The sequence below is a fragment of the Gemmatimonadota bacterium genome, from assembly GCA_009838845.1.
In the GTDB taxonomy this organism is placed as follows: domain Bacteria; phylum Latescibacterota; class UBA2968; order UBA2968; family UBA2968; genus VXRD01.
Genome location: VXRD01000117.1, coordinates 43,613 through 61,147, shown reverse-complemented (window position 1 = coordinate 61,147; position 17,535 = coordinate 43,613). Strand labels below are relative to the sequence as shown.

21 protein-coding genes are annotated in these 17,535 nt (G+C 49.0%); 3 read left to right on the top strand and 18 right to left on the bottom strand.

Translation table 11 applies throughout. The features are described 5' to 3' along the window. Positions 1-14 precede the first annotated feature (14 nt). Positions 15-1,022: a TIM barrel protein gene (locus F4Y39_15650; protein MYC15156.1), complete on the top strand. Its 1,008-nt coding sequence runs from the start codon at positions 15-17 to the stop codon at positions 1,020-1,022. Between the two features lie 6 nt (positions 1,023-1,028). Here F4Y39_15650 and F4Y39_15645 read toward each other — a convergent pair whose 3' ends face one another. The 17 genes from F4Y39_15645 to F4Y39_15565 all read right to left on the bottom strand — a co-directional run bounded on the left by F4Y39_15645 (position 1,029) and on the right by F4Y39_15565 (position 15,400). Further along, a complete protein-coding gene (locus F4Y39_15645) occupies positions 1,029-1,448 on the bottom strand; it encodes a SufE family protein (GenBank protein ID MYC15155.1) in 420 nt (139 codons plus the stop codon). A gap of 9 nt (positions 1,449-1,457) precedes the next feature. After that, positions 1,458-2,429, bottom strand: a complete 972-nt coding sequence (gene hemB / locus F4Y39_15640; GenBank protein MYC15154.1) for a porphobilinogen synthase — start codon at positions 2,427-2,429, stop codon at positions 1,458-1,460. A gap of 22 nt (positions 2,430-2,451) precedes the next feature. Further along, positions 2,452-3,960, bottom strand: a complete 1,509-nt coding sequence (locus F4Y39_15635) for a cysteine--tRNA ligase (GenBank protein MYC15153.1) — start codon at positions 3,958-3,960, stop codon at positions 2,452-2,454. Positions 3,961-3,994: 34 nt separating this feature from the next. Then, positions 3,995-4,816 carry a prolipoprotein diacylglyceryl transferase gene (locus tag F4Y39_15630; GenBank protein MYC15152.1) on the bottom strand — a complete coding sequence of 274 codons (822 nt, stop codon included), beginning with the start codon at positions 4,814-4,816 and terminating at the stop codon, positions 3,995-3,997. Continuing rightward, on the bottom strand, positions 4,750-5,886 hold the full coding sequence (locus F4Y39_15625) for a DNA methyltransferase (protein ID MYC15151.1): 1,137 nt from the start codon (positions 5,884-5,886) through the stop codon (positions 4,750-4,752). The genes F4Y39_15630 and F4Y39_15625 overlap by 67 nt, the downstream gene beginning before the upstream one ends. After that, positions 5,886-6,734: a hypothetical protein gene (locus F4Y39_15620; protein MYC15150.1), complete on the bottom strand. Its 849-nt coding sequence runs from the start codon at positions 6,732-6,734 to the stop codon at positions 5,886-5,888. Before F4Y39_15620 ends, F4Y39_15625 begins: the two co-directional genes overlap by 1 nt. Positions 6,735-6,962: 228 nt before the next feature. Next, positions 6,963-7,247, bottom strand: coding sequence for a hypothetical protein (locus tag F4Y39_15615; protein ID MYC15149.1), 285 nt, complete (start codon positions 7,245-7,247; stop codon positions 6,963-6,965). Positions 7,248-7,287: 40 nt separating this feature from the next. Next, on the bottom strand, positions 7,288-8,133 hold the full coding sequence (locus tag F4Y39_15610) for a hypothetical protein (GenBank protein ID MYC15148.1): 846 nt from the start codon (positions 8,131-8,133) through the stop codon (positions 7,288-7,290). A gap of 275 nt (positions 8,134-8,408) precedes the next feature. Beyond that, entirely contained in the window at positions 8,409-8,648 is a 240-nt protein-coding gene (locus F4Y39_15605) for a toxin-antitoxin system HicB family antitoxin (protein MYC15147.1), read from the bottom strand. Positions 8,649-8,799: 151 nt separating this feature from the next. After that, positions 8,800-9,393, bottom strand: a complete 594-nt coding sequence (locus F4Y39_15600; GenBank protein ID MYC15146.1) for an SCO family protein — start codon at positions 9,391-9,393, stop codon at positions 8,800-8,802. Further along, positions 9,390-9,845 carry a copper chaperone PCu(A)C gene (locus F4Y39_15595; protein MYC15145.1) on the bottom strand — a complete coding sequence of 152 codons (456 nt, stop codon included), beginning with the start codon at positions 9,843-9,845 and terminating at the stop codon, positions 9,390-9,392. The genes F4Y39_15600 and F4Y39_15595 overlap by 4 nt, the downstream gene beginning before the upstream one ends. After that, positions 9,842-10,405: a cytochrome c gene (locus F4Y39_15590; GenBank protein ID MYC15144.1), complete on the bottom strand. Its 564-nt coding sequence runs from the start codon at positions 10,403-10,405 to the stop codon at positions 9,842-9,844. The genes F4Y39_15595 and F4Y39_15590 overlap by 4 nt, the downstream gene beginning before the upstream one ends. Further along, positions 10,290-11,327 (bottom strand): hydroxyacid dehydrogenase, encoded by a 1,038-nt coding sequence (locus tag F4Y39_15585; GenBank protein ID MYC15143.1) that lies wholly within the window; start codon positions 11,325-11,327, stop codon positions 10,290-10,292. The genes F4Y39_15590 and F4Y39_15585 overlap by 116 nt, the downstream gene beginning before the upstream one ends. A gap of 30 nt (positions 11,328-11,357) precedes the next feature. After that, complete coding sequence (locus F4Y39_15580) at positions 11,358-12,248, bottom strand: phytanoyl-CoA dioxygenase family protein (GenBank protein MYC15142.1); 891 nt, start codon at positions 12,246-12,248, stop codon at positions 11,358-11,360. Beyond that, entirely contained in the window at positions 12,220-13,671 is a 1,452-nt protein-coding gene (locus F4Y39_15575; GenBank protein MYC15141.1) for a sulfatase-like hydrolase/transferase, read from the bottom strand. Before F4Y39_15575 ends, F4Y39_15580 begins: the two co-directional genes overlap by 29 nt. An 82-nt stretch (positions 13,672-13,753) precedes the next feature. Then, positions 13,754-14,965, bottom strand: coding sequence for an MFS transporter (locus tag F4Y39_15570; protein MYC15140.1), 1,212 nt, complete (start codon positions 14,963-14,965; stop codon positions 13,754-13,756). A 39-nt stretch (positions 14,966-15,004) separates the two neighbouring features. Next, positions 15,005-15,400, bottom strand: coding sequence for an STAS domain-containing protein (locus F4Y39_15565; GenBank protein MYC15139.1), 396 nt, complete (start codon positions 15,398-15,400; stop codon positions 15,005-15,007). Positions 15,401-15,591: 191 nt separating this feature from the next. Here F4Y39_15565 and F4Y39_15560 point away from each other — a divergent pair, with 191 nt between their 5' ends. Both F4Y39_15560 and F4Y39_15555 read left to right on the top strand, forming a co-directional pair. Then, positions 15,592-15,924, top strand: a complete 333-nt coding sequence (locus F4Y39_15560) for a hypothetical protein (protein MYC15138.1) — start codon at positions 15,592-15,594, stop codon at positions 15,922-15,924. Next, on the top strand, positions 15,921-16,283 hold the full coding sequence (locus tag F4Y39_15555; protein MYC15137.1) for a DUF2283 domain-containing protein: 363 nt from the start codon (positions 15,921-15,923) through the stop codon (positions 16,281-16,283). Before F4Y39_15560 ends, F4Y39_15555 begins: the two co-directional genes overlap by 4 nt. A gap of 101 nt (positions 16,284-16,384) precedes the next feature. Here F4Y39_15555 and F4Y39_15550 read toward each other — a convergent pair whose 3' ends face one another. Beyond that, positions 16,385-17,497, bottom strand: coding sequence for a Gfo/Idh/MocA family oxidoreductase (locus F4Y39_15550; GenBank protein MYC15136.1), 1,113 nt, complete (start codon positions 17,495-17,497; stop codon positions 16,385-16,387). Positions 17,498-17,535: the final 38 nt, after the last annotated feature.

The window sequence follows — 17,535 nt, the reverse complement described above, 5'->3', positions numbered from 1 at the left end:
GCAAGGATAGTCAAATGGCAGATGAGACAGGTGTCACATTTGTAGATGAATACCATCCAGACAATATCAAGCTGGCGCATCAGATCTCGTGGAATGCACCCGACGACGATTTGCTCTTTCTCAAACAGATCGGCGTGCGCTGGGTGCAGGTACACTGGCGAACGCAAATCCCAGACGTGGATCAGATGAGAGACGTCCAGAAACGGCTGGCACAATACGACCTCCGAATCTGCAGCGCCGGACACAGTGCTGGTCGCTCTCTCAAAATCCAGTTGGGACAGCCGGGACGGGATGAAGATATCGAGACGTACTGCACCTTTATCCGCGCACTTGCAACCCTCGGCATACCCCTGTGCCTTCACTCTTTTCATCCGGCCAACACCTATACCACCCACCATGTAGAACGTCGAGGATACACAGCGCGAGCATTTGACCTCGACATATTCAGGACACAAGTGGAAAAGAGCCGGTTCGAGAGAACCTACACAACTGAGGAAATCTGGGATAATTACACCTATTTCATCAAGGCAGTATTGCCCGTAGCAGAAGAGCTAAACATCACCCTCGCACTTCACCCCGACGATCCGCCAGTCGAAATGATGAACGGAGTGGGCAAATTGATCACGCACTATGAGGGGTACCGGCGAGCAGAGGAAATTACTGACAGAAGCGAGAACTGGGGGTTACTCTTCTGCGTGGGAACGTGGTCGGAAGGCGGAGACCAGATGGGCAAAGATGTATTTGAGATGATCCAGGATTTTGGAGACAGGGGCAAAATCGCCGCAGTGCATTTCCGAAATGTGAGTTCATCAATGCCCTATTTTGAAGAAACCTTTCCAGACGACGGTTATATGGACATGGCGCAGGTGATGAAGGCCCTGCGCAGGGTCGGTTTCAACGGGCCCTTGATGCCCGACCACATTCCCAAACTGGTAAACGATGAGAACCGCCGGGCAGGACTGGCATACTGCATCTCCTACATGAGAGCCCTGCTGCGCCAGGCCAATGCGTCAGTGGGATAGATCCTTCTATGCCGCTGTGGCAAGCGCGAGTTCGTGAATGCGCTTGACCATAGAAGCAAAGCCATTGGCGCGGTTAATACTGAGGTGTTTGGCGAGCTCAAGCTGTTGAAAAATGCTGCGAATGTCAGCCGTGAGAATCTCCCGAGCGGTCTTACCCGAATACAGCGACAACAAAATAGCGACCAGACCCTTGACAATTTGCGCATCGCTATCTGCGCGAAATTCGATCACAGGGGGATCGCCATCTCGAACATCGGTCACGAGCCACACCTGGCTCACACATCCCCGCACCAGATTGTCATCAACTTTGTATTCCTCATCAAAAGGCGGCAACTTGCGACCGAGTTCAATAATATACCGGTAGCGATCTTCCCAATCCGTGAGAACATCAAAATTTTGCATAATGCGATCAATCGTAATATCCATAAAAACCTCTCACCTCACCACCCGCGCAATATCGCGCGCAAAATAGGTCAGAATAAGATCTGCGCCCGCGCGTTTAATACTCACCAGAACCTCGTCTCGCACCCGGTCTTCATCCAGCCAGCCATTTGCGAAAGCAGCTTTTAGCATCGCAAACTCGCCGCTGACATTGTACGCGGCAACCGGCACGCCAAACTCTGTTTTCACCCGGTAAATAATATCCAGATAGGGCAATGCGGGCTTGATCATAACGATATCTGCGCCCTCCTCAATATCCAGAGCCACCTCGCGCATGGCCTCGTCGCCATTTGCCGGATCCATCTGATAGGACCGGCGATCGCCAAATTGCGGCGCGGACTCTGCCGCTTCGCGAAATGGACCGTAAAAACCCGAGCAATATTTGGCCGAATATGCCATAATCGGTATATGGTCAAACCCCTGGGCATCCAGAGCAGAGCGAATAGCGCCAACGCGGCCATCCATCATATCGGAAGGCGCGACCACATCTGCGCCCGCGCGAACATGGGAAAGGGACTCCGCGACGAGAAGGTCAACCGTTTCATCATTATGCACATCTTTATCCAGAATCACACCGCAATGCCCGTGATCCGTATATTCGCACAAACACACATCCGTAATCACATAGAGATCAGGCGTATGTTCTTTAATCGCGGATATCGCGCGCTGAATAATACCATCATCGCAATAAGCCCCACTACCCCGCGCGTCTTTGTGATCGGGAATCCCAAAAAGAATCACCGCTGGAATGCCCAGATCGGCAATTTCTCTACACGCCTCAACCACGACATCTATCGACATCTGATGGTTGCCCGGCATAGACCCAATTTCTTTCTTCACACCTCTGCCCGGACACACAAACAGGGGCATAATCAAATCGTCAACGCGCACGTGATTTTCGCGCACCATTCGGCGCGTCGTCTCACTCTGGCGCAAACGGCGCATGCGGGTAATTGGAAAAGTCATAAAAACCTTCTTCCGTCTTCTTCTACGCCAACTGCTTCACAGCTATCGTACCTTCCGGCGCAGTGCGAACCTCATAGCCCGCATCGATGAGTTCCTGCCGCAGATGATCGGCAGTATCGTAATCTCTGGACGCGCGGGCCTCGTCAATCTGTTTGCAAATCGCCTCGCTGGTATCTGTATCATCCGCTGATTCAGCCTTGACCAATCCCGAAAGATCGGCAATGCCGAGCACGCTATTGATCTTGTCAAACACATCCAATGCTTCGGACGGGTCATCTACCTCTTGCCCCATCCAGTTATGCACCACGGCAAGCGCTGCACTAATATTGAGATCACTGGACAGAGCACTGAGAAAATCGGCAACAACGGGATGATCTCTGCCGACCTCCGTCGCATCGCCATTCGCCGCATGGATAAGCCCCTGTCCAAACTCGTGAAATCTTCGCACGGCATTGGCCGAATCACGAACACCTTTTTTCGTAAAATTGGTCTGCGTGCGATAATGCGTCTTAATGAGTTCGTAACGCAAAACCGAAGGATGAACGGGACGCCCGGTCACCTTGCCTTCCAGCACATCCCGCACCGTAAAAAAATTGCCCTTGCTCTTGGACATCTTCTCACCTTCAACCATTAAATAGCGCGGGTGAATCCAGTACCTGGCAAAATGCGAATGCCCCGTCGCACAACACGACTGGGCAATCTCGCATTCGTGGTGCGGAAAAATATTATCCTCGCCCCCCGTGTGAATATCGATAACTTCTCTGCGCAGCATCTTCATCGCCATAGCCGAACACTCGATATGCCAGCCCGGATACCCCTCACCCCAGGGAGAAGGCCATTTCATAATATGCGACGGATCGGGTTTCCACAAAAAGAAATCAGCGGGATTGCGCTTGATCGCCTGGTGTTCCTCAAGCACGCGCCCACCCGAACCCGCGACAAGTTGATCGAGATCGTTGCCCGACAGACGACCGTATTCGGGAAAAGATTCAACACTAAAATAAACCACACCATCATCGGCAACATAAGCGTGGCCCTTGTCCAACAGCTTCTGAATCATCACCTGTATGGCATCGATATGTTCCGTGGGACGCGGCATATTGCGCGGATAGTCGTGCGCCACTTTAATCCCCAGCAAACGCGCATCTTCGACAAATGCATCCGTAAAATATTGCGCCACCTCAAACGGATCATCGGGATTGGAAACCGCATCATCGGGCAACATGCCCAATTTCTTTTCCTCCTTGAGCTTGCGCGCAGCCACCGCGATCTTGTCCTCGCCAGTCGCATCGGCCACATCGTCGTCCGTCATATGCCCCACATCGGTAATATTCATCACATGGGTAACATTATAACCGGCCAAATCGAGAAATCGACGGAGTACATCGGAAAACAAAAAAGACTTAAAATTGCCGATATGGGCAAAATCGTACACCGTTGGACCACAGGAATACATCGCCACATTTGGAGGATCGAGCGGCTCAAAAATTTCTTCGCGATTCGTCAGCGTATTGTAAAATCGAATATCCATGTGAGTTCAAAAATAAACCGAGGTCATAATTTTGTCAATTCTGAGGTCTTGTTCGACGCAAATTAATGAGATAAATCCCCGTAACCACGAGACCAATGCTAACCCACTGATGCACCGTAAGCCCCATAAAAACCTCGGGTGTGAGACGCACAAACTCGACAAAAAAGCGGGCAACAGCCATTAAAACGAGATAAAGACCAAAAACCATGCCGGGTCTGAGACGATCGCGCAGAGCCAACAAAATCCCGAAAATACAAACCATCTGAATCATCTCGTAAATCGGCGTCGGATGCACAAAATCGAGCGTGGGCACAAGACCGTTGGGATAAGCCATACCCCAGGGCAAATCCGTAGGAATCCCATAGCATCCATCGCCCGAAAGCTCACATCCCCCCCGCCCAAAAAAGTACCCCACCACAAGAGCAGGTGCAATCGCATCCACAGCGGGCCAATCGAGCGCATTATACCGGCGAAGCCAAAGGAGCACAGTCGCAGCCCCACCCAAAAGCCCGCCGTACCAGGCCCAACCCACCGAGGAAAAAATCGTGCCAAAAGGATCGGCCACAAACGCGTGGGGATACTCAAGAACGTGAAAAATTTTACTCCCCACAATACCGCCGATCACGGCGACAAATGCAATGCGATCTGACAACGAGGGATCAAGCCCCCGACGCCGAAACTCGCGTTTGAGTACCCACGACGCACAAATCAAACCAACCGCGAGCATCACGCCATAAACGCCGATGCGAATCGGCCCGTATTCAAAGAGAATTGGAGACATCGTATTTATCAGACCGCCTTTTTCTCGAGCAAAAACAAAAACTCCCGGTTCGGTTCCTCTGCATCCCTCAACCATTCATTCGTCCACTTCATCCCCGCCATCACATTCTTCTTGTAATTGAGCGCAACCACATCCACTATCTCGCCATTGCGCCGCAACACATCGTTCAACGCTCTCGCAGTCGCCCGCCCGCCAGAACTGTACGATAGAATAATCCATCGCGCGCGCGTCGCCTCAATCAGATTCTCAATCGCCTCAACAGCAATAAAACGCCCCTCATCATTCCGCCGAAACGCCTCAAAAACAGACGCCGCCACAGTATCCGATGTATCCCTACGGCGATTGGCCTTCCCGAAAAGAGCCGGTTTATCGGCACAAATCACACTCGTCCACACATGGTAATACGAAGCGTACCGCACCCGCGACGGTGGCATCTTCTCGTTATTTGATCCATAAGGGGGATCGAAATACGCCAGATCAACAGATATATCGGGAACGAGATCAAAAATATCCCTCTGGCATACCTGATGTTCCCCTGATGAACAAAAAATATTCGGCACCTTCAGCACAAGCTCCTTATAAGAACGCGGCGACCAATCCTTCAGATAAGAAACAAAATGCCCCAAACTGCTATCCACGCGATCCAGCGCCAAAATCAGACTCGTAAGCGCCACAGCCTCATCAACCGGATCGAGCTTCAGCGCGTCGATCTCCTCTCGAATCGCGTCTAATTTACGGGTATTGTGTATTTGCCACGGCTTCTTGCGCCCATCCCTCTGTATCGCACATCCGTCATTGGCATAGCCCCCATAGTGCTCCGTGAACCACCCATCCACATGCGGAAGCGCATTGAGATGATCGATCAGTGGTTGGTAATCCTCTCGCCTCTTTTCATTCAGCAAATAGCACGTCCCAAAAACCTTCGACCACACCGCAACATCATTGCAAACAACCGTATAACCCAGCCTTGCAAGTGCCTGCGACACCCTCGTCGTACCCGAAAACCCATCCAAAACCGTCCTTGCATCAACTTTTTTCACCAATTGCAGAATACGCGGAAGAAGTTTCAACTTAGACCCCGCGTATTTGATTCCCTCTGTGGGAGGTGCATCAAGCACGAGATCGTCAAAGAGAGAAGTTAGCATTATATTCTTACCCCCGATCTCTGTTTTAATTGTGCAATATCTTCTTGGACTTTCTCAAGTGCTGATATGTGTCCATCTTCTGATGAAACCAACGCATGAGAAAATAATTTGACAAGGAACTGATTGTGTGAATAGTCGATCCACCCACCGGTAATGCTATCAAAATATTTCAGTCCGTTCTTAGTATGGGTCCACAGGCCCCGTTGAAGCGCGTTTGCAGTAGCATCGCCATAACGAACCTCGCATATATAGTTCTCAAATATATCATAAAAACGGTATACAGGATGCTTTCTCCCTCTTGTCCCTTCCTCTCTTGTGATGCGGGCAGTCTCACTTATCGCACGGTTATAATCGAAAACAAGTATATTGCAACGTTGATTCTTTTCGTCATAGATCAGCGGTAGCACATTGATGTTGCGAAATTCAACGAAAGCAGGGTCTTGTAAAATTTTTTGAATAGCAACTCGTTCTTTAACTTCGATACCCTCTTGTTCCAGTCTTGGAAACATGCGGAAATTCTTGTCGGTGGAGAGCTGAAGGGGGCCATCCCCGTAGGCTTTAAGACTGACGGGAAACTCATCTTTGGTGATTTCGTTGATGATCTTAATGTCTTCCTCTTTTGACTTTGCCCGGTAGAGATCTTTACCTACGTGAATTGATTGAAAGTCGTACATGTATTGATTGATAAATTCAGCGATTGCTATTTCTGCCAGATCACCATGAGTTTTGTTCCCAATGAGGCGCATGGTGAAGATATTACTGAGTGTAGTTGTGATCAAATCTGGATGTTTACTACTCAGCAACTTCAGGCGATCAGTAAAATCTTTGTACGGATTATAGGTGTTCATACAAATGCTATTCCTTTCCGCTTTTGAGGGCTGAAGATGTATAAAATGGATGAGAGAGACTGAAAACTTCTTGGTTTGAGATTTAGAAGCTGTTTGAAAACCTTCAGAGACCTGCATAGACAAAGCATTATAGCGTCAATTTGGAACCGAATATGCGAACAAAATGGACGAAAACAGCGCATGTAGGCTGGAAGCCTGCGCTCCCAGAATGATTTTTAAAACGGCCTTCTAAGAAATTTGTGTTACCTGCCTTAGATAGGCGTATTTCGCTGATTCTTCCTTCGATTCTGGTTGATGATGATATGCGGCAGCAACCATATCCAAAAGAATTTTGATGAGTTCTTCACACTCCAAATCCTTTCCGCCCTTGTGGACCTTGAACGACACTAACACTGCCTCCCCTTTTTTAGCTATAGCAGATACACTACTGTCTCCTAGTCCTCGCAAAGAACTTATGGAGGTTATGCCTACACGGTCAGCAGATATTTTGATCGGCCCTATTATTTCGCCCATCTTGCTGATCCTTTCTGTGTGTATGGTGGAGGAACCATGTTCAAGGCGACACAGCCCCCTCTCTTGCCTTGGCTTTTATCACCCTGGACATGTTGAGTAAATCCTCAAATGGAATTACAAGGGTATGAAATTCTTCGCTTTTCCAATGTCTCCGGTATACATATTCTGTTATGCCATAAAAATTTTCTGTCCCATGGCCTATAAGAAAACGATGACCGAGATCATTGAAACCTCTTATAAAAGAGGCACACGACATGTGGGCAGGCTCTAATTGTTGACTGTTAAAAGGGTCATTGGGATCAAGAATAGCATCCTGGTAACAGAATATTTCCAGATTTTGTGGGATTTGAATAGTTCCTGACTCAACCAGTTTTGATACGACCCCAAAAGCATCATCAGCAAAATCACATATAAAATTTTGATACTCGCCACTACTAACCTTTCCGAGTGGATACTTAACACATTCGGTCAAGAGTGTAACCAAGCTAGAAAAAAAATGATGAGTAATAAATAAATCATCATGGGCAAAACGAGACAAGATATCGAAATAATCATTTAAGCTAATAGAGAGTTCTTTTGTGTCAGATTTGAGCCGCACAATATTGTCTTTGTCATTATTGTTGTTTTGGGACATATAATTTTTGTTTCTATAATGTGGCTCAAATCTGGCATAGTGTATTAATGCTCCGAGCACTTTTTCTAGTTGGTGGTATTTTCCTTGGTCATAAAAATCCGCTATACGGATGCTGTTTATCTTAAAGTGCTGAATAATTTTTCGCACCAAGACACCCGTTGTCAGTGCATAGCTTTGGATATTTTGATATCGCACATCGGGCAGACTTGCGAGTTCATAGCCTAAATGTTGTCGGTACAATTCGAGTCTCATTAATTGTCTTTCGTGAGTAACTGATATTACGCATTATGCACAATATAATGCGCCTGTCATTCTGAGCGTAGCGTAGTCGAAGGAGCGGGATACAACTGCGATAGCAGTTCCTCTGCTGCTTGAACGGTGTGCATGGGTCACAGATGCGTCGTCAGCCTATCGGCTTCCTCAGCATGACATGGTGTAGTAGCACATTTACTTTTGAAGCCACACATCATGTAGTCTTCATATTGCTTTGAAACTAAATCCAGGATCAATCGGCTTCTCACCCCAAACTAAATCCGATCCTGATCTGTTGACGGTTCTACGTCCGCTACCTTTGCCATTGCCGCCAAAAATTTCTCTCTGCTTCCTCGCTTTGCACGCGCTTCAAGGTACGTTTCTGTCGCAATTGCCGACGCCTTCTCAGCCATCGCCAACATGATGAACTGTTCGAGCGACATGCCTTCACGCTCGATAATATCACGGACCGTTGCGTGAAGTGAATCGGGTATAGTAAGACTTATGGTTGTCATTAACTTTCAACCCTGTGCGACCTTGCTCAATATGGCAACAGCCTGTGCTATATTGGACTGTGTTCTAATTCTCTCACAACCTGTGAGAGAATTTCCCCTCAAGCAGTTTCCAATTTCCTTATTCCAGATGCTTCGCAGTCTCGGTGCGAATCTACTTGGACAATTGACGAACCACAGTCGCGATTTCTTCGGCAGTGTGAGACGAGCGAAAAAAGAAGCGCAAATCGCCGTTCTGGTCAATGAGATAGGTATAGAGGGAATGGTCGATAAGATACCCCGCCGCAGAACCCTGCTCGCCAACCTCATAATGAGCGGCATAGCGCTTAACCACCGCATCAATACTATCCCGCGCCCCTGTAAGACCAATAGCTGGCACGTCAAAATGCGACAAATAAGATTTGAGCATTTCGGGTGAATCGCGCCCGGGATCAACACTCACAAAAAGCGTCCTGAGATCGCGTGCATCCTCGCCTAAAATCGTATAAGCACTCGCAAGCCGCGCCATCGTTTGAGGACACGCATCGGGACAACTCGCATAGCCAAAAAAGAGAAGAAACGGACGCTGTTGATCTGCCAAATGGAAAGAATTGCCATCGTGATCAACAAGCGTCAAATCGCCGCCAAAAGGAAAGGGATCGGCAGAAAGGGTGAGATCGGGATCGGACTGCGGCGTGCGCTCAAGCGGTTTACAGGCCATAAATAGCAACAGCAAAGTAGCTAAACCTGTACTGCGGATCGTATTCATCTGCGCCCTTCACTCCGAAAAGAAACAACAGGTGCTCGAACTGTCTCCACCTGACCATTTGCAAAAGTGAGCGTAAGCGCAAGAGAATCGTCCGGAGCCAAATCGCGTCTGAGACCGATAAGCATGAGATGGTTACCCCCCGGCTGCAAAGTCGCTGAACCATCTTCTGGAATCGGCAAACGGTCAATTTTTTTCATACGCATAATATTGCCATCCGTCGTCATAACGTGAATCTCGGCAACCTCAGCCGCAGGCGTAGAAGCAGAAATGAGCGCAGTTGCAGCACCGCGATTGTGAATAGCCAAATAAGCCGCAGTCATCGTCTGACGCGGAATATTCTGCCGCACCCATGCGTTTTTAATGGAAACAGAAGAAATATCCCGATCACTGCATCCCATCCCAAGCAGAATCAGGGTCAGAAAAAATATCCCACTTTTTATACACAATCTCATTTCTGCAGCGAAACAATAAAAATGGAAATAACCCTGCGTTCTTCCTCCGGGATTTGGGGATAGCCGGGCATACCCATGCCCCGTTCATTGAGCGCGCCCTTAAGTATCGTACGCGAAACAGCCTCAACCGAACGCCCGTATTTATAAACCTTTGGATCGTGAAAATCGCGGGGCCTTGGATTCAGAGTACGCGCGATCTGACCATTGCCATGACCGTTGCGACCATGGCAAACCGCGCACCCGTATTTTGTGTACAGAGCCTTCCCCTTTTCAATATCTGCCGCGGTAAATTGCGGGCGCTGAGGGGGTGGTTCGGCTTTCTGTTCTGGTGAATTCTGGCAAGCCATCAAAATGACGCAGACAGTTGCGAGAAAGAGGCGAAACATAACATCTCCCAATATAGTTGATTTAAATATACCCAAAACGCGAAACTTGAAAAAGCAATCAGTCGCCTCTGCGATTGGCCTGCGATTGTGGCGTGAGATCAAACCACGTCTCATGGCCCTGAAAAAAGCGATCGAGTTCATCGACCATAAGTTTGAAAAAGTGGGGATAATCATCGCCCGTATGGCCCGAAAAATGCGGACTTAAAAACACATTGGGAAGGTGAATAATCTCACTATCGGGGGGAATAGGTTCCGGATCAAAAACCTCGAGACCCGCGGTAATATCTCCTCTCTTGAGGCGTTCGATCAAAGCATTTGAATCGACAATCGCGCCGCGCGAAACATTGACAAAAGCCGACCCGGGTTGGATGAGATCGAGTTCGCGTTTCCCAATCATACCTCTGGTGCGCGGTGTAAGCGGGGCAACGCAGACAATAACATCGCATTCCGCAAAAATCTTATCCATCGAAGTCTGCGTAAAACCCACAATCTCGGCAATATCGCGGGACAAATACGGATCATAAACCCAGATATCCGTATTAAAAGGACGCAAAAAAGAAATGAGACGGCGGCCCATATGCCCACACCCAATAAGACCCACGCGCTTGTCGGTCAACATACCGCGCATATCGCGGTTCTTAGCACCAATGGTATCGCCAGCGATAATGCGGCGAAAAGCCGCCCCTGCATTGCGCAACGCGATCAGGATAAGCGCGAGCGCCCATTCGGCAACTGGATAAGACGACCCCTGAGTCGTATCAACCGTGCGGATACCGCGTTCCCAGGCAGCATCGAGATCAATGCGCGCGGCAAAGCGGTCGCCTTCCAATTCGCCAACCAACTTCAAATTTGGCGCATTATCCAGCACCTCGGCATCGATCTTGGGGCACCCGGAGCACACGACAACAGCATCCGCATCCCCAATACAATCAATTAAACCCGCAATAATTCCGGGGTCGCGATGGGCTTCATAAATATTGCCACCCTCGCACTCAAACCAATCCCATGTGGCAAAGGTCTCGAGACGGGCGAGTTCTGCCGGCGGAAAATAGCTATCTCGGACGCGCTTATTAGACGCGAGAAGGACTTTTGGCATAACTAACCTCTTTTCAAATTGGGCATCTTCTCACTTCAACCCCTCACCCGGTATCCACTGTATCTCTATCGGCTCTGCCTCGCCATCATACGAGATTCTAAGCGGCTCCATCAGAGCCTGTAACTCAGACGATGACACAGCATCACTGTTATTGCCTTCTGCCAGAGCGACCGTAGCCTGTGTGCGCTCGGGCAAAGCGACAAAGTCCGGATAGTACCACATCGTGAGCACAGTCCTGCGCTGATCTGTCTGATTCGCATGCGAAGCGTGCAACAGACTGCCATAACCCATCACGAGATCGCCGGCTTTAACGGGAACATCGATCTCATCATCCACCCGCGAAAACCCCGGATCGTCCGGATCGGCAAATTTTCTTAGCTCATCTGTATGGCTCGGAGAAATCTCGTCGTGTAATGAATGACGCTTGAGATGCGATCCCGGGACCACGCGCAAACACCCATTTTGCGGTATCGTATCGGTCAGATAATACATCAAAAAGCACTGAATGGGCTGCGTCGTATAGCTTACCGGATCATCCCAAAAACGACCATCTTCATGCCAGAACAGCGGTGGACTATGCGGCGGCTTACTGATAATGCGTCCATGCCCAAACTTTGGTTCATCAAACCCGAGCTGTTTCAACGCATTGAGCGCATTGGGATGGGCGATGAGTGCAGCCATAACCGGATACTGATAAGCCATAGCCCAATCGATCATGACCATACTCCCGGTCGTGCGATGCATCTCAAAATGCTCCGGCTCCTGTTCCGAGAGTACATCATCGCTAAGGCGCTGCAATCGATCCACCAGAGAAGAATCGAGAATATCCTCGAACACATAGAACCCATCACGGGCAAATTGTTCTCGCTTGGTAAACAAGACAAACCTCCTTCTAAATCTCAGGCAACAGAACTCTATCATCTGTCTGCATCTGCCATTGACGAATACGCTCGGTCAGGTCTCGAATACGATCTCTGCATTTGGGATCGTCGAAATAATTGACAGTTTCGTATGGATCGGCGTTCAGATCGTATAGTTCGCACTGATCGTGCGCGCTGAGATTGAGTTTCCAGCGTTCGGCAGAGATGATAGATCGCCAGGGCGTACTCATAGCGGGATTGACCTCAGCCTCACCGGGACGCGGATGTCCATCATTGCGGTTCCACTGAATAAAAACATCATTCTCCAATAGTGTCGCATCGCCATCCAGCGCGGACACGCGGCTCTCACCCTGCAAATGATCGGGAATGGATTCACCCATCAAATCCAGAAGCGTAGGCACGAGATCAATATGTGAAATATTCCCCCCGATCACACGCTGCTGATCGGATAACCAGGGCACATGCATGAGAAGCGGAACCTTGACGGACTCCTCGTACAAAACAGTCTTCCCCAAAATGCCGTGATCACCCACCATCTCGCCGTGATCACTGGTAAACACAATAATCGTATTATCCGCCTGCCCGCTCTCCTCGAGCGCAGCGAGAATCTTGCCAACAGAGCGATCAATCAACGTAACATTGCCATAATAGCGCGCGCGAACAGCACGCCAGCCCTCATCTGTGCGAAGATCGTAACCGTATTCTTCGGACTCCATATAATAAGCGGACAAAACGCGATTGAGAAGAGACGCATTAGCCGGCGGCTTCTGGCGAAACGCGGGACCAACGGGAAGTTCTGAAGGATCGTAATAATCGTTTAATGGGCCGGTATGCGGTGGGTGCGGCTCCAGATAAGAAACAGCCAGCACAAAGGGATCATCGCCACAGGCGCGTATAAATTGGGCAGCGCGGTCGCCCTGGAAAGACGCCTTGGTAAACGGTTCATCCATACTCGCTTCAACGTGGCGGGAAAAAACGCGCTGGCCTTCGGATTCGGAATTGGGATCAAAACCATTTTCCACGAGAAAATGATGGTAGGTACTGCGGTATGCATGGCGTTCAGAACTCGAAAAAAAGCGACGATACGAATCCTCGGTACCAACCCACTCGGAAAAACCGTGCTGCGGAAAAATTTCATCGCCGAGATGCCACTTGCCATTATAACAACAGCGATAATCCGAAGACACCATCTCCGCAATGGTTTGCACATCTCGAGGCAACGGAACATTGCACGCTGGCACGCGCGCGGTATGCGGGTAGAGACCGCACAACATCGTGGCACGCGAGGGACTGCACACGGGCTGGCTGACATAGGCATTCTCAAAGACAAAACTCTTATCCGCAAGCGTATTGAGATGCGGCGTATCAATATGATCATTGCCATAACACCGCATCGTATCCGCGCGCTGTTGATCGGTAAAAATAAATAACAAATTCGGTTTTCTAAGAAATGAGTTCATCATCAAAACCTCCAGCAATCAGCAGTCAGCGGTCAGTCCGCCTAACCACTCAATCTCTCAGTTCCCAAACCCTGACTTTTAATTTTTAATTCGTCAATCGCCACTGCGACCTGGGAATCACAACAGCGAGAACAGCGAGAACGACACACCCCGCAATGGCAAAGACCGCGCAGTGCAAAAGCGTATGCGACAGCCCAATATCCGAACCTTCTGAAACACCAGCGAGAAGAGCAAGACAAAGCGAAAATGACAAACGCCCAATCAGACTCTGGATCGAAAGATATGTCGCGCGATGGTATTGTTGCAAACGCGGCACAGTCGCAGCATTGAGAGGCGCAATCATAAGCGCGCGAGGGACAGACCGGAAAGCCAACAAAAGCGCAACAACAGGGTGAAAAAAGAACCCCATCAATGAAATGAGAACAACCTGCACCCCTGCACTGAGCATAAGTGCTGACCGGGTACCGAAATGATCGCGCAGGCGAATACTCTGTTTTGCAAACCACGCGGCAATACCCATCGTCAGCGCCGTATGTAAACCCGTAAGCAACGGCGTGGGAGCCTGGGCACCGAGCAACTGGATATAGGGTTGATAAAATTCATAGGGGATATGATTGACAACCGTCATAAAAACGGAAAACAACATCAACCACCCGAGCACGGGCTGGCTGAGATACGCGAGACAGGCGCGAATCTGGGGAAAAAAACCCGACGCCTGTCGCTCAGAACTGGGCTCCCGGTCGGGTTCGGCAAATAACAAAACCAGCACAAAAGCCACGCACGCCGTTAAAAAAGAAAAACCATAAGCAACGCGCAAAGCATAGATAGAGCCTACACCCCCAAGAAGCGCGGCACCTGCTGAAGCAATAAAAACATTCCGCGTAATGCGCGCTTCGCGCTGGGGATAGGCGTCTTCTCGCCCCAAACATTTGAGCAGATCGTAGTGAAACGACGTATCCGTGCCAGATCGAAAGGCCATACTTGCAGCCAAACCAATTTGCGCCAGCACAAAAACGTCAAAAGACCCACCCGCAAAAAAGAGAGCGTACGCAAAAATTGCTGAAACAGCAGAAATTAGAAGGGTCAGACGGCGACCCAGGATATCGGACAAATACCCGGAAGGCACTTCGAGAATAACAACGGCGACATAGTAAATAGCTTCGAGGCGCAGCACCTGCTCAATGGGCATGTGCTGGTTGAAATAGAGAAAAAAGACAGGCAACCAGAAGTACGCCTGCGCGAGAGGGGCATAAATCGGATACAATCGAACACTGCGGGTGAGGCCAGAATGTGACATCGTCAATTGTCAAAAGCCATCCGCTCTGCGGATGGTCGTTTACTCATGCCTGAAACTGACCATAGCGCGGTTCACCGTCCTGAACGTTTGAAAAGCCGAAGCCAGAGACGTAACCATGAGAATGCTCTCGATTCTTCTGGTAATACCCACCAGACGCAAATCGCCACCTGCAGCCTTAACCGTCGCCAGAGATGCGGTGAGAACCCCGAGCATCGCACTGCCAAACCATCTGACAGCAGAAAAATCGACAATCACGCGATTGGTACCACTTGCAACGAGTTGCTTGATGTGGTCATGAAACGGCATAACATCAGGACCGTCCATCAGTTCACCTGTAAGGGTAATAATCGCGATATCGTCTTTGATTTCTTCCCTTAGATTCATAGCTACTTCCTTTGTTAAAAGAGATTGGATATTCTTTGAATGTGATAACATAAGCCCCTTGCACCGATTTTACAACTATTTCTTAATCTACAAAAGGGACTGGTATGGAATTTGCAAGAGTAAAATACAACCCGGAAATTGCAGGTATTAATGAACAATATGTTCAAGTTGAACAGCGTGAAATGAACGCAACATGCTTGACTTTTCAGCTATTTTTCTTCATTGTGTGAATAGGAAATTGCATGGCTATCGGCAGACGATGGGCGGTTAAAGATCGACACGGCAACATCATCTATCTTACCGATGAAAGATGGGAGCACATTATTGATCCCTGGAACCATCCTGAAATGCGGGATTTTGAAGCACATCTTCGGGATACAATTCGACTAGGGCAACGCAAACAAGAACCCTTGAATTTTCATAAATACCGATACAGTAAACCCTTTGACGATCTGGTCGGAGACAATACGCATATCGTCGCCATTGTCCTTTTTAAATTTCGGGAAGTAAACGGCCATGAGATTGCGAACAATTATATTCTCACAGCGTACCAAAAAGAGATTCTGACAATATGAATGAACCCAATTTCAACTATGATAGAGAAAGTGATACACTGTATGTGTCATTTGAACCCAATGTTAAAGCAACAGGCATTGCGCTGAATGATCATATTCTACTTCGGATTGATAAGGCCAAACGCAAAGCTGTTGGATTGACATTTTTCGACTATTCGATTTTGACGCAACAAACGAATATAGGGCCTCGGAGTTTCCCCTTGACGGGCCTGAACGACCTATCCGATGCACTGAGAGATATGGTTGTAGATATTCTTCAACGCCCACCCATCAAAGAAATCCTTCCGCTATCGGCCTATACACCATCTGCCATTGAAACGATTCCAATTACATCACTGATGTTACACAGGAAGCATTGACCTGCTACCGCAGTAGTACAACCCTTCACTCGCCTTCATACACCACTGACAAAGACTATCGCAAAAAACGGGACACCTGAATCTGGTCCCGTTTTTGATTTTTAAGTCATCGGATCTCGTTTGAGCAAAGGCAGGGGATTGGGTGTGACGAGCACACCGCCATTTTCATAGGATTCAATCGCCGCCCATGTGTATTCGAGGGCAGCGAGCGCATCGTGACCTGAAGCGCGGAGTTCTTCTCTGGGCACACCGTTGGTGACATCCTCGAGAAAAGCGTGGATGCGATTGGGAAAAGTGGAGCCAAAGTCAGTAATCCCCGTATCATCGACAATGGGATCGGGCGCGGCACCGTGCGACATATTCTCCGGCATAGGCGCTGTGCCAGGCGCGGGCCAGAAAGTGATTTTTTCAACGCAGTTCTCAATACAAAAAGTCCCGAGCGTACCCGCCACTTCAACGCTCCACCAGCCGCCCAGACCAAAAGTGACATCGCCGCGCTGGCTCAGCAAATAACCCATAGCACCGCTTTCAAAACGCATGTGAATACTATTGAGGGAAATCATCAGATCGCCCGCCTGCTTGCGAAAACTGGGACGATCGAAAAATGCCTGCACATGGGTGATATTGCCGCAAAAATCTCGCATCACGCTAAAAGGATGCGTGAGAAAAGCCTTAACATGAAAATAGGGATGCCCCCACGATTTCGGTCCTTTGCCTGGTCTATAAGTCGCTTCACCACCTGCAAAACCCATCTTGTGAATACAGTAAATTTGTTCGCCCACTTTGCCTTCTGCGATATATTCTCGCGCCTTGTCCGCAGGTTGAGAAAAATAATGGTTGAGATTGCAGCCGAGGTACTGATTTTGTTCTGCGGCATAAGCGACCATATCGCGGGCTTCATCAATATCGTTGGACAGGGGTTTTTCACACAAAACGTGTTTGCCAGCGGCGAGAGCCTCCATCGTCGGTTCATAGTGCCAACTGCCGTTCTCATTTCCCCCAGTAGTAACATCGACAATATCCAGGTCTTCATTCTCCAACATATCTTTGAGACTATAATAAGCCCTGACCCCGTGTCTTTCCGCAGCCTTATCCGCGGACTCTTTGACAACATCGCACACAGCAACGAGATCTGCAAGATCGTCTTCTGCGTGACAGCCTGCATGCCGATTGCCAACACCACCCATACCAACAACGCCAACTTTAAGTGACATAAAACTATCTCCTAAAAGAAGTAAAAGGGATTCACAGT